Source organism: Virgibacillus flavescens, assembly GCF_050574275.1.
Lineage (GTDB): Bacteria > Bacillota > Bacilli > Bacillales > Amphibacillaceae > Virgibacillus_F > Virgibacillus_F flavescens.
In genome coordinates this window covers 1,531,175-1,544,735 of the sequence record NZ_CP192260.1, presented here as the reverse complement: position 1 = coordinate 1,544,735, position 13,561 = coordinate 1,531,175, and the positions used below count along the sequence as shown (strand labels likewise).

Genomic DNA, 13,561 nt, shown 5'->3' with positions numbered 1-13,561 from the left:
AGTGGATATTGAAAATTTATTTCTTCACCTTAACCTAGCATCTTCGAATATACGAAGACTCCTGCGGGAAGCAAGAGATCGGCGAGACCCTGAAGGACGCCAGTCCGAAGAGGCTCGACACTCGCCCGCGGAAAGCGAAGTATATTAGAAGATGCGATTGTAGATCCACCTATTTCGTACCAATTGCAACTTTTTCGGCAACCTAGCCCTACTCCCGAATATTCCATTTCGGACGACGATCTCTCGCAAAGAAATGACTCCGAGTACGCTGTTCCTCCAACCGCTTTTCGCATTTTCGATTAGCAGCTTCCTCCGTAGTAATCGAGTCAAGATCAGCTTCCTTGTATATTTCCAGCAACGAAGTATAAATCGCTTTCGTTTTAGCCAGAACACGCTCTTTATTAGGACCATAAAGCTCATCTGCCACCTGGATAAGACCACCTGCATTCACAATATAATCCGGAGCATATAGAATTCCTTTATCGTGCAACGCTTTTCCATGCTTCGCTTCCAGTAATTGATTATTTGCCGATCCAACCACAGCTTTAACCTTCAGCTGTTCAACCGTATGATCGTTAATAATTCCGCCAAGGGCACACGGGATAAACACGTCCGCTTCCACCTGGTAAATTTCAGCATTGTCGAGCACCTTAACTGTTCCGTTCGTTTCAGCAGCTTTTTCTTTAATTAAGCTTAATACCTGCTTATTAATATCCGTTACGTAAACAGTAGCACCTGCTTGCAATAAGTGTTCTGCCACCTTAAAACCTACTTTTCCAAGTCCCTGAATCGAGTAGGATTTATCAGCTAAATAGTCGCTTCCGGTAAGAAACTGACTAGTAGCTTTTAATCCATAAATAACCCCTTGCGCTGTTGGGATAGAAGAATCGCCACTACCGCCAAATGCTTCTGGGATGCCATTAATGAAATTTGTTTCCTTCATTGCGTGGACAAAATCATCCATCGTTGTTCCCATGTCTGTACCTGTATAAAAACGTCCGTTTAATGAATCAACATACTGGCCAAATGCGCGAAATAACGCCGAAGATTTATCTGATGCTGGATCACCGATAATTACCGCTTTTCCACCACCGAAATCTAAATCCGCTGCCGCGCATTTATAGGTCATCCCCTTAGATAGTCGAAGTACATCCTCAAGCGCTTCGTCCACGGAGTCATACGGTCGCATTCTTGTTCCGCCAAGTGCTGGTCCAAGTGTTGTATTATGGATTGCGATAATCGCCTGCAGCCCTGAAGCCGGATCATTACAGAAAACAACCTGTTCATGCCCAGCAATCTTTTGAAACATATCAGCATTCAACGTAGAATTCTCCACCTGCTGCCTCATCGATTTAACCCCCAATTAATAATGGATAATGGTACCTGGTACTTTATCCAGTTTTTACCATTTTATCTATCTGACTTCTTCGCATGCGTGCAGCTCGTTGTATTTTCCTGAGTAAAATGCGAGCGGTTTGCCATCTGCAATACATACGTCCGTAACTTCACCGATATATAACGTGTGGTCTCCTGCATCGACAGAATTGTGGACGTCACATGTTAGATTTACAAGTGAGTCTTCTATCGTCGGCATACCATTGAACCAATTAAAGTCTATCTCTCTGTCTTCTTTAATTTGGCCAGCAAAGTATGCGGAAATTTCCTGCTGATCGCTATTTAATATACTCACCGCAAACTTGCCGGATTCTTTTACATAGTTATTTATATGAGCATTTTCCCCTATTGAAATAAGCACTAGTGCTGGATCCAATGATACCGACATGAATGCATTTGCTGTCATACCCTTTACCTCATCACCAAGTTTCGTTGTGATGACAGTAACTCCGGTTGCAAATCTCCCCATTGCCGTTCGAAATGTACGATCATCCATTTGCTCCAACTCCTTTTCTTTGTGACAAACTATTATTCGACATAATTCGGGCCGTACCTGGTACCTTAAATGACAAATGTTGGTTTGTGCTGTTTGAGTTTTCCTGGTTTTTGTTCGACTTGCTTTCCTGTAATGACGTTTAGTACGGTGGACGCTTCGTTAAACCAGCTGTCCGGTGCTGCGTGCCCCCAAAACGTCTGGCGCATTGGATCATTGATATCCCAGCGAACCGGTTTGAAATCTGGATCGCTCGTTAAATAGTCTCCGTTATATAACTCAATCCGGTGGCCATCAGGATCACGTAAATATAGAAAAAACGCATTTGACAGTCCGTGGCGGCCAGGTCCCCGCTCTATATTTTCTCCGTATCCGAGTGACGCCAATACATCACACGTATTAATCAGCGCTAATGGGTCAGGCAGCCAAAAACCGATATGATGCAATCGCGGTCCGACTCCGTTCATAAACGCCTGATCATGTACCGTTTGTTTGCGATGCAGCCAGGTTGCCCAAACATCTCCTTCTGGCGTATCGGTATACTCCGAACAAGCAAACCCAAGCTCCTCCTGGTAAAACGTTTGTGCTTTTTCAACGTCTGGAACGCTGCAGTTAAAGTGATCAATCCGCTGCATGCGTGATCCTTTATATAAATCATAGCGCTGCAGCAAACGTTCAGCAGGCTCCATTTCTGCAAAAAACTCAAGCGGCAGTCCCGAACAATCCTGAACTCGAAGCGTGCGGCCAATTGCATGCTGCTCACCTTTACTTATCCACTTCGTTTCATACCCTTTCCGCTCAAACATTTTTGCAAGGGCCGTCAAATCCTCATCACAGGAAACTTTATAACCCAGAACCTCTACATTTGGCTCAGCAGATTTTTTTAAAACCAGGCTGTGGTGTGTATGTTCTTCTAGCCCACGCAGGTAAATATGCTCGTCATCTGATTCGGTCTCAATAAATCCAAGTGCATCCACATAAAACTTGCGTGATACGTCAAGGTCCTTCACATGTAAAATCGCTCGCGCACAACGAATGATAGAAAAATCCATCGGTACTCCCCCTTCATTTCTAGAAAACTAGTTCACTTCCACTTTAGCTGCTCGGTTCAGGAAATCATTCACAAACTTTTTAGGTTCCTCTTTTTCGTACCCATCAAAATAAGCCATTCCCATTTTGATTGGATCTCCGAAGAAATAGTATTCATAGTGCGCTTGTCGTGCACCAAATGCACTCATGGTTACGTCCCATGCGAGGCGGAACAATTGTACGCGGTCTTCGCCTTCCAGGTTTTTACCCTGCAGTCCGCTTTTAATAATTGGTCCAATTTCTTCATGCATAAAGTCTGCCTGTGTCGGGATTCCCATTAACCCTGAAGCTCCAAGTATACGAATAATTTCTACCAATCTCGGATAAATTCGCGGATACCAGTTTCGTGCAGCATTTAATGCATCAAAATCAGGCGTCATCGTCCCAGATTCATCTAACTTCGCATTATGCTCCGCGCGGTAAAGATGCGATTTCATCGTTTCGATCGCAAGCATAATTTCTGCACCTTTGTCCTTAACATGCTGGAACTGATCGATTCCGATTGCATCCATCATGTTTAAAGCAACACCTAAAATAAACTCTGTCTTCACGATGTTTTTTGCAACCACTTGATGTGTCATATGAACAACAGCATTTGTCTCCCGGAACGTACGGTTACAAACAGAAGAGTTTCCACATACAAACACACGTGACCATGGTACAAAAACATTTTCAAACGAGACGATTGCATCACTTTCTTCAAAACGCGAGCCAAGCGGATGATCCCATTCGTTCTTACCGTAATCAAATGATTCCCGGCAAATAAACTTCAATCCTTTAGTATTATTAGGAATTGCAAATGCTAGTGAGTATGGATCGTCCTCTTCACCAGCCTTTTTAACGGTGGATGGAAATACGAGAAGTTCATCGGTAATACCACCCTGTGTTGCCAGCAGGCGAATACCGTTTACAATAATTCCGTCATCTAGCTCTTCCACCAGCTGCAGTGCTACATTGCCGTCCTTCATTTCCGACTGCATTTTCGCACGGTTTACTTGTGGATGAATGAGTGTGTGAGTCAGGCTAATATCATTCTCTCTAGCATACTCGTAATAGTTTCTAGCATTCTCTGCAAATTTCGGGTCTGCCTCAGCGAACAAACCATTGTTCATTCCCATCGCCATTACCTCAGCGTTCAGATAGTCCGGCGAGCGTCCCATCATACCGCCTGATGTACGTGCCCATTCCTGCATTGCATCACGCCGCATGAGTAAATCGTCAATTGTCTTCGGCTGCATGAACGTCATTCCCACCTGCTCACCACTTGTAGGCGATGTATACAGCATCGATTCTTTCTTTTCATATTGCAGATCGTATAAATGTGCCATCGATTTGATTACATTTTTAAAAGAAGGATGGGTTGTTACATCGTCCACACGCTCCCCGTGAATGTATACGTTGTTATTGGCTTTTTTTAGTCGTTCGACATACTCTTTACCTGTTTTTGCTGGCATTTTTTGCCCTCCTCATATTTAATTACTTTCCAAATTGCGGGATATGGTGGTCGCTCATTGCTACATGAATTGCTTTTGGTTCTGTATAAAATTCCAATATGGCAAAGTGACCGCCCTCACGTCCAATACCACTTGATTTCATGCCGCCGAATGGAATCCGCAGATCACGTACATTTTGTGCGTTGATCCAAAGCATCCCAGAATCAACCGCCTGTGCTACGCGGTGCCCACGCTTGATGTCGTTCGTCCAGACATATCCGGCAAGACCATAGTCCACATCGTTTGCCATCTGGACTACTTCTTCTTCCGTTTCAAATTCAATCACCGACATGACCGGTCCAAATATTTCTTCCTGACTGACGCGCATTTCATTTTTTGCTTCTAGTAATAGGGTTGGCGGTACAAAATTTCCAGCCTTAACCGCTTCAGGAACAGTCCCCTGAACTACTGTGCATCCTTCTTCTTTTGCCAGATTGATATAGCTTGTAACTTTATCAAAATGTCCTTTATGAATTAGTGGGCCAAGCTGTGTGGCGGGTTCCATTGGGTCGCCAATCTTCACTTTTTCAACGCGGTCCTTTAACGCCTTCACAAAACGTTCCTTGATATTTTTATGGAGAAAAACCCGTGAGTTAGCGGTACATCTTTCTCCATTGAAGGAAAAGATTCCCCAAACCGCCGCATCAAGCGCACGCTCGAAGTCCGCGTCGTCGAAAACAATTAAAGGTGACTTCCCGCCAAGCTCCATCGATGTTTTTTTCAATGAATCAGCACTGTTTTTAATAATTGTTTTTCCAGTAACGGTTTCACCAGTAAATGAAATCGCTTTCACATTTTCGCTTTTAACAAGCGCATCTCCAGCGGTTTCACCAAATCCATGAACGACGTTAAATGCACCTTTAGGTAATTCTGCTTTATCAATTATTTCTGCCAGCTTGTTTGCCGAAAGCGGTGATAGTTCTGCTGGCTTTAAAATAACCGTGTTTCCAGTTGCAAGCGCCGGTGCCACCTTCCAAGTTGTCAGCATAAATGGCGCGTTCCATGGCGTAATCAATCCGACCGCTCCAAGTGGCTTGTAAACGGTGTAATTGATAAATTCTTCGTCCACTGCGTATGCATCTCCGTGCATGCGCGTCTGTACCATGCGCGAATAGAACCTGAAATTTTCAGCAGCTCGCGCTACCATTTTTCGTGTTTGACTAATCGGCAGCCCGGTATCAAGCGATTCGAGCACAGCAATCTCTTCCACTTCTTCATCAATTAGATCGGCAATTCGATCAATATACGCCATGCGTTCTTTTTGCTTCATACTGCCCCATGGACCAGTCTTAAAAGCATCGTCAGCTGCCTGAACTGCTTTTTCGATATCAGTCTTCTCGCCTTTGGCCACCCGATTGGTTACCTTGTTTGTAAATGGATTCATGTTGTCGAAGTATTCGGAATTATGTGCTTCAGTAAATTCACCATTAATGTATAGTTTTACATCATCCACTTTTTTATGTTCCAAAAATATCACCTGCTTTATAGTAATTTGTACGCTTTTAATGTATCGCGAATTTCATTTTGTATCGCCTCTGATGGTATATCCAGCGGCTTGCGCAGGACCGGTTTGATTTTGCCCATCATACCTAATGCAGCTTTTGCTGGTGCTGGATTTGTATCACGGAACAGCACATCATTCAGTGGCATTAACGAATAATGCAGGTTTTGAGCACCCTTGACGTCCCCTGCTTCCCACTTGTTATAAAGATCAGCAACTTCCCTCGGTGCAACGTTGGCAGTAGCACTAATATGACCGGCGCCACCAATCGCAAGCATCGGATAGCAAAGCACCTCAATACCGGAATACAGGTTAAAATCGCGCCCTGCTTTAAGCAATACTTTATTTACATGCTCAAAATCCTTGTTTGCTTCTTTGACACCAATAATATTCGAGCAGTCCTTTGCCAGACTGGCGATCGTGTCGGCCCCGAGGTTAACTGCGGTACGGCCAGGAATATTGTATAAAATAATCGGAATATCAACGGAATCTGCAACGGTTTTAAAATGCTTATATAATGCGTGCTGATTCGGTTTGTTATAATAAGGTACAATGACCATTGCCCCATCTGCACCCATTTCCTGTGCCGCTTTTGTCATGCGCATCGTTTCCTGATGATTCGTCGATCCGGTTCCTGGAATGAACGGCACGCGGCCATTAACCGTTTTACACGCTGTCTCCATTACTTTTTCACGTTCTTCAACAGACATCGAACTTGGCTCACCTGACGTGCCGGTAACCGAAATCCCATGACTTCCTTCTTCAATATGCCAATTAATTAATTCTTTAAATTTATCGAAATCAATGCTTTCATCTTCATTAAACGGTGTAATGACTGGAGAAATGGATCCCCTGAACCGCTTTTTCGCTTCTTCATACCCCACTATAATTTCCTCCCGTTTGCTTAATTTACATACCTGAACGTTCTATTTGTTTTTCTTTCTAATTTTCTGAACAATTAAATCGTATATGATTTCAAATATGATGTCAATGCTGATAAAACGACATAAATTCGAAATTCCTTGTCCTGCTTGGATTAGACGTCAGTTAAAAAATATTAGAAAACTTGGCTTATCGCCAAGCCTTAATGGCGAAAGCCTTAGTTGCACTTATGCAGTAAGAAAGGATTTATACTGTCTTACCTGCTGAATTAATGTAACCGCTTTCTTTTGTCCTTACAAAAAACTCTGTAATAGATTGTTAAACCATCTTACAGAGTTTTATGTATCAATCATTTCCAATTGTTTTAACCTTCTCCGTTCAAAATCCTCTGCCGTTCTGATTTTATGCATGCGCATAAAGTTATCGATGACTGTGGGATCCGCTTTCGTTTCAAGCATTTCGATAATTTCCGTATGTTCCTTGATAGATTGTTTGACACGTACAGAATACAAGGTAGAACCAATGCCTCGAATGGAATCGAGTCTTGACCAAGTATCTTTAATAGATTCGATCAAAAACGGATTGTTGCACGCTTCAAATATAATTTGATGAAACCCATAGTTCAGTTTTCCATACAGAGGAATGTCAAACTCCTCCAGCGCCTCCTCCATCATCATATTCTGCTCTTTAAGCAGTTCAATTTTTTCTTTGGGAAAATCAACACTGCTTAGTGCTGTCGCGTACCCATCAAGTACAGCTAACACGCGTAGTGTATCTGAATAAGCAGATTCATCTACTTGCGCGACAACTGGACCAACATTTTGTTTGTACAAAATTAATCGTTCAGATTCAAGCTGACGAATTGCTTCTCTTACAGGAATTGAGCTCGACGCTAACTCCTTTGCAATCTGATCAATGACAATCCGTTGCCCAGGTACAAAAACACGTTCTATAATTCTCGACTTAATAATCCGATACGCCTTCTGTTGCTTATTTTCTTTTATCATAATAGTCTCATAATATATGATTTCATATACAACGTCAACCCGTTCGGTACCAGGTACCGCCCGGTTTTTGTCATATATTGTCGAACGTTAAATAATAACGTTTAATAAAACAGTTATGGTAACAACGCTTACTAGGGTCGTTACTAAGGTAATACTTGAAACAAGGTCCGGTTCCGTATCGAATTCTATCGCATACATGGTCGTCGTAGCTGCACTTGGCATCGCTGCAACAATTAACAGCACGGAACCAATTAACGTATTCACATCAAATGCCAAAATAAACAACAACGCAATTATAGGTGAAACAACCATCCGCACAATTACCGCTGAAGATAGAATCTGCCAATTAAATTTCAGTGACGTGATCGACGCAAGCTGCATTCCAAGCATTACCATCATAAGCGGGATAGCAGCGTCCCCCACCATTGTCATAGTCGAGTACACCGGTGCTGGAATTTCCCAAGGGATTTTTTGAAACACAAACGCGAGAACTGCAGCATACGTTGCAGGCATCTTGAAAATCGTTTTCAGCGCTCTGGAAAAACCGCTCGTGCTTCTAGATGCATAGTACACACCAAAAAAGTTCATAACAAGCGACTGGACGACCATAAAAAATATTGCGTAAGGCAGTGCTTCATTTCCAACACTGTAAAGAATTACTGGTACGCCATAATTACCACCGTTCATAAATGCTGTGGTCAATATAGTCGCGCTTTCCACTGATCGATTCCATTTAAAAATCCGCGCCAGGATTTTATTAATTACAATCATAAAAAATAATAGAATGATAGAAAATAAAATGATAACTGTAAATCCCTGATTGTATTTAGCTTCATATAAGGAAGTAAATACAAGTGCAGGCAGGAAAATATAAATGGAAACAGTAGCGATTGACTTCACATCTAGCAAGCGTATCCGCTGCAGAAGGAAACCAACGCCAAAGACTGCTAAAATTGGTACTACTATTGTAAAAAATAACCCCATAATGACATCTCCAATTAAGTAAAATATGTTCTAGTGTAGCATATTTTATAGTTGAAGATTTGTACGAGGAACTGATTATTCTAGTAAAATAGCACGTGTATTAAAAACATCGGCAGTCGCTTGGTTATAAATAGCAAGTTGGCTGTGGTACGAAATATGTGGATCTATTTTCGCATCTACGAATATACTTCGCTTTCCGTGGGCACGGCTTCAGCTTCCTCGGTTAAGCAAAGACCGCTTTCCTGCGGGATCTTCAGCTCGCGCTGTTCCCACAGGAGTCTTCGTATATTCGAAGATGCTAAGTAAGGGTGAAAAGATAAATTTTGCAATCCACCACTTTTTCAGTGACCAAGCTTTCCCCGCAAGAGTCGATTGCCATCAGCTCCGATCTTTAGAAAAGAGATGGAAGTCATGGATTTATTAAATTCACACTTGATAGCTAAGTCTACTTCAGAATGTATTTGTTGAAAGAAATAATAAACAATTTTTTAGTAAATAGCTTTACCAGTCCTGGTGAGTGGAGGGCGGTGACTCCTGCAGGAACAGCACGAGTCTGAAGGCCCCGCAGAGTGGTTTTTCTCGAGGAGACTGAAGCCGTGCCCGCGGAAAGCATCCGCCCGCAGCGATCCTGGACGACAGCTTAAGAACATTTCTTGGAAATAAAGTTACGTCGCGGTATAGAGATTTTGCGTCAACTACAATAATAGATGAAAAGCTTATGCCACTATTTTTAGAGAGCACCAACTTGTTTCAGTCTGCAAAAGTGAAGTTATGCAAAAAAGCTCGTCCGCATGCAGCTTCTGTGCACGTGGACGAGCTTATCTAGCTTACTTAATTAGTCACGAGGACGTTCTTTCAATTCTTCTCCATTTTTCCCTTCAAAACGTAAGCCCCAACCTGTAATTGCTGCAATCAGCATAACAGTTACTAGGAACCAGCCTTGGAATACAAAAGGGAATACAGCAGTTGGTGCAACCACTGGTAACCATTCATAGGTTTCTGTCATCATTTTTATTGTGGACCAGCCAAGTAATACTGGTGCGCCCCACGGAAAGATATAACCTAACGCTGACGTAACCGCGTCAAGCATATTCGCTCTTCTGTAACGGTGAATTTTGTATTTTTCACCTAATTCTTTAACGAAAGGAGCTGCAGCAATTTCAGCTGCCGTGTTAATGGTAATCGCACTATTAAGCAATGCAACTATGCCCCAAATAGAGAGCTCGGCACGACGAACAGAATTTTTGATCCATTTAACCAAAGTACCTGTGATCGCATCCATCGTTCCACCAAGTTTCAGTAAATGAGCCGCTGCAACAATAAGCAAAATAAGGATTGCCATGTTCATATAACCCATTACACCTTCAACCAGTGCACCGGTAATTACAGTATCTGAATCAGGATCAAAACTAATAATAGCAGAAAACTCGCCCAGATTTGTAATTACGATTATTGGAATAGCTGCTAATATCCCCCATGTTAATGAGGTAATAAGATGGTGACCTGATAAAGCTAAAATAAGTACGATTGCAAATGGTAACAGCATAATTAGACCAAGTGGATCACTTTGCCCCATAATATTTCCCATCGAACCAGCATTTCCGACAGCCTCGTCTGCACCACCAAAAATAGCGAACAAGATCGCTGTTGGTATAGCCGCAGTGATGGAATATTTAAGTCGACTCCGCACAACACCCGGAACGTCAGCATCCTGTGTAGTTGCTGAAACAATTGTTGTATCTGAAACTGGTGCAAGGTTATCACCAAAAACAGCACCCGCTAAAATTGCGGCGAACATCATAACTGGTTCTGCTCCAACAGCAACACCAGCTGGATACATCAAAGTACAAAATGCTACTGTTGTTCCATATCCAGTTCCTACTGCTGTTGAAAAAGTTGCTGCAAGAAGGAACGTTAAAGCAACAAATAAACCGCCTGTCAGACCAGTACTTCCACCAATCCAAACTAAGCCCTCAACAAGTCCTCCAACCTGAAGGATCTGTGCAAACATTCCAGCATAAAACCAAGCTACAATAGCTACCACACCAACCGGTTGAGCTAATCCATCAAACAACCCTTGGGCATAATCTCCCCACTTGCTTTTACTGAAAAATAATCCTAGTGTAATACCAATTATTGCGCCCATCACAAGCCCAATTTCGGATGAAAGTTTTAAGACACTCGTAGTTATCGCCCAAATAACAAAAAATATGAGCGGAACTGCTGCCCCAAAGGCACCTAAATGAAAATCCAACTTTTGAATGCGCTTACTTCCTTCAGCGCGCGCTAACTCTTCCTCTTGAGATGTCATTATTATCCTCCCGTTTCTCGATTCTTCTTCGGTACCAGGTACCACCCGAATTATGTAAAAATTTGTCGAATTAAAAACAGCCATCATATCGATGACTGTAAATTAAAACCTCATATTATACTTTATCATAACTTATTGAAATAAGGAATCAGATCTGAGAATCTCCATTTATTGGTTAGAAGACTTGGCTTATCGCCAAGCATTAATGGCGAAAGCCTTAGTTGCACTTATGCAGTAAGAAAGAATTTATGCTTACTTACTGGCAAAAAACGCCTCGGCCTTTTCTAAAAATTTTTCCTGATCAGGAGAGAGATCATACTCTTCCTCAATTGCATCAACAGGGCAAACTGCTTTACATGCACCACAATCGATACAAATATCAGGATCTATGTAAAATTGATCCTTACCTTCTTCAATACAATCTACCGGACATACACTTACGCATTCCGCAGATTTTTCCGGGCCACATGGGTCCAAAATAACAAAAGCCATATTTTTCCCTCCTTATTAACAGCTGCAAACACAAACTTCGTGCGTGAGCCAAACAGATTAAAGTGGATCTTATCCTATTAAATAACAGAAATGACACGCGTTACAAGTATAGTGCCTTCCCTATTCAAAATATAAATGGTGATGTAAGCTGCACCCAGGATTAAATGATGCACTGCATCGAGGACAAGACGCGGCACTTCCCAAATATTCTTGAATCGTGAGCTCTTCCTGGCATGCTCCGCACAGAATTGCCCGCGCGTTCTGTTGGTTTTTTGGCCAAGTGTCGGGGTTTCCGCAGCCATGTTCTGCATGGCATTCATAACACGAAAAATACTCGCCACAGCAATAAAATTTAATTGCAATCCGATCTATCTCCGAATGGTAATGCTTACATCTGGTTTCGTTATCAATTGCTCCTTTAACCATCACATTTTATCCCTCCACTCTCCTCTACAATAACAGAAATGCCGAATAATAAAACACATAGTGCCCGGGAGGCAATGGAAAAATAACTATGTACTACATGCAACTTTTCCATACCCTCCCAACTGAAAACTTGACTTTTTTCAAAAATCGTGTACAATGAGGTAGTTAGATTTTGTAATATAAAAGTAAGATAGACTGGCATTCTACGCAATGCATATAGAAAGCTTATTCACACTGGCGCGACTAAGGGGTCGCAAGGACGTAAAAGCAGGTAGGGTTTACGTTGCTTAAGTTAGTGGAACAATTACCGCGGTAATGAAAGCAAATACTTTCAAATGGAAATTATTCTCCCAATATAAGGGATGGAAAATACGATCAATACTTTTTTATGTTACAAGAAGAATCGGAGGGGTACTCTACTATTAGGGTGCCCCTTTTCCAATACATAAGAAATTAGCTCTTTCGTAAATCACGTATTGACCAGCTAACCTGGTACAAGATAAAAGAAAAAATGGAAAGAAGGTAAACAATATGAGCGACATAATCAATGGTACTATCCATACAATGGAGGTATTGCGAAAAATTGAAACTGGCTATGTGTTGAAAAAAGACACGGAAGAAATACTTTTACATCATAATGAAACAGAGCAAGAACTTGAGGAAGAACAGGAAGTAGACGTATTTTTATACACAGACAAAAAAGGTCAATTAATTGCTACAGCTAAACTTCCTGAAATTCAGCGAGATGTATACGGCTGGGCAGAGGTAGTAGAGGTACTCAAAAATCTAGGCGCGTTTGTTGACATTGGTACAACAAAAGAAATGCTTGTTTCAACAGATGATCTGCCGCTTTATGAAAGCGTTTGGCCAAAAGTTGGCGATAAACTATATGTTACATTAGGCACGGACCAAAAAGGACGGTTGCTTGCCATTCCAGCAACGGAAGGAATTATGGATTTGAAATGGGTGGAAGCTCCCGTAGAAGTCTTAAATCAGTCGCTTAATGGACGTGTATATCGAACCAGCAGAGAGGGTTCTGTCATCTTAACAGAGGAAGGCTATCGTGGATTTGTCCATCACAGCGAACGTAAAACAGAACCTCGTCTCGGTGAAATGGTTTCTGCGCGAGTTATCGAAGTAAAAGGAGACGGGAGTTTGAACATGTCCCTTCGCCCGTTAAAACAGCACGGAATGAATGAAGACGCAGATATTATTCTCAAGGAACTTGCGGATAACGATGGTGTAATTCCTTTCGGAGACAAGAGTGACGCTGAAGATATCCGTGGAACATTTAACATTAGTAAATCAGCATTTAAACGAGCGCTTGGCAAACTAATGAAAGAAGGAAAAATTGAACAGCATGATGGGGAAACCCACTTAAAAAAATAATCTGTCAAACACCTGCCATGTGCAGGTGTTTTTTGTTGATTCAACTGGATAAAGTAAGTATATAAGGAGATATTAGCAGTATTCGGGTAATCGAAAAAC

12 protein-coding genes are annotated in these 13,561 nt (G+C 42.0%); 1 reads left to right on the top strand and 11 read right to left on the bottom strand.

All coding sequences use genetic code 11. The features are described 5' to 3' along the window. Positions 1–208: 208 nt before the first annotated feature. The 11 genes from VBD025_RS07340 to VBD025_RS07290 all read right to left on the bottom strand — a co-directional run bounded on the left by VBD025_RS07340 (position 209) and on the right by VBD025_RS07290 (position 12,073). Positions 209–1,348 carry a Leu/Phe/Val dehydrogenase gene (locus VBD025_RS07340; RefSeq protein WP_430790772.1) on the bottom strand — a complete coding sequence of 380 codons (1,140 nt, stop codon included), beginning with the start codon at positions 1,346–1,348 and terminating at the stop codon, positions 209–211. 66 nt (positions 1,349–1,414) lie between these two features. Next, a complete protein-coding gene (locus VBD025_RS07335) occupies positions 1,415–1,891 on the bottom strand; it encodes a flavin reductase family protein (RefSeq protein WP_430790770.1) in 477 nt (158 codons plus the stop codon). A 65-nt stretch (positions 1,892–1,956) separates the two neighbouring features. Then, positions 1,957–2,940, bottom strand: a complete 984-nt coding sequence (gene hpaD, locus VBD025_RS07330) for a 3,4-dihydroxyphenylacetate 2,3-dioxygenase (protein WP_430790768.1) — start codon at positions 2,938–2,940, stop codon at positions 1,957–1,959. A 27-nt stretch (positions 2,941–2,967) separates the two neighbouring features. After that, positions 2,968–4,431: a 4-hydroxyphenylacetate 3-monooxygenase, oxygenase component gene (gene hpaB / locus VBD025_RS07325; RefSeq protein ID WP_430790766.1), complete on the bottom strand. Its 1,464-nt coding sequence runs from the start codon at positions 4,429–4,431 to the stop codon at positions 2,968–2,970. Positions 4,432–4,453: 22 nt separating this feature from the next. Continuing rightward, entirely contained in the window at positions 4,454–5,938 is a 1,485-nt protein-coding gene (gene hpaE, locus VBD025_RS07320) for a 5-carboxymethyl-2-hydroxymuconate semialdehyde dehydrogenase (RefSeq protein WP_430790764.1), read from the bottom strand. Between the two features lie 14 nt (positions 5,939–5,952). Continuing rightward, positions 5,953–6,855 (bottom strand): 2,4-dihydroxyhept-2-ene-1,7-dioic acid aldolase, encoded by a 903-nt coding sequence (gene hpaI / locus VBD025_RS07315; protein ID WP_430790762.1) that lies wholly within the window; start codon positions 6,853–6,855, stop codon positions 5,953–5,955. A gap of 336 nt (positions 6,856–7,191) precedes the next feature. After that, positions 7,192–7,860: a GntR family transcriptional regulator gene (locus tag VBD025_RS07310; protein ID WP_430790760.1), complete on the bottom strand. Its 669-nt coding sequence runs from the start codon at positions 7,858–7,860 to the stop codon at positions 7,192–7,194. 87 nt (positions 7,861–7,947) lie between these two features. Next, positions 7,948–8,844 (bottom strand): AEC family transporter, encoded by an 897-nt coding sequence (locus VBD025_RS07305; RefSeq protein WP_430790758.1) that lies wholly within the window; start codon positions 8,842–8,844, stop codon positions 7,948–7,950. Between the two features lie 835 nt (positions 8,845–9,679). Further along, positions 9,680–11,155, bottom strand: a complete 1,476-nt coding sequence (locus tag VBD025_RS07300) for a Na+/H+ antiporter NhaC family protein (protein WP_430790756.1) — start codon at positions 11,153–11,155, stop codon at positions 9,680–9,682. A gap of 252 nt (positions 11,156–11,407) precedes the next feature. After that, entirely contained in the window at positions 11,408–11,647 is a 240-nt protein-coding gene (locus VBD025_RS07295; protein ID WP_430790754.1) for an indolepyruvate ferredoxin oxidoreductase subunit alpha, read from the bottom strand. Between the two features lie 120 nt (positions 11,648–11,767). After that, the gene (locus VBD025_RS07290) at positions 11,768–12,073 is read right to left on the bottom strand and encodes a CHY zinc finger protein (RefSeq protein WP_430791304.1); all 306 of its coding nucleotides are present in this window, start codon (positions 12,071–12,073) and stop codon (positions 11,768–11,770) included. Positions 12,074–12,604: 531 nt separating this feature from the next. Between VBD025_RS07290 and VBD025_RS07285 the strand changes: the two genes are divergently transcribed. After that, positions 12,605–13,462: a CvfB family protein gene (locus VBD025_RS07285; RefSeq protein ID WP_430790752.1), complete on the top strand. Its 858-nt coding sequence runs from the start codon at positions 12,605–12,607 to the stop codon at positions 13,460–13,462. Positions 13,463–13,561: the final 99 nt, after the last annotated feature.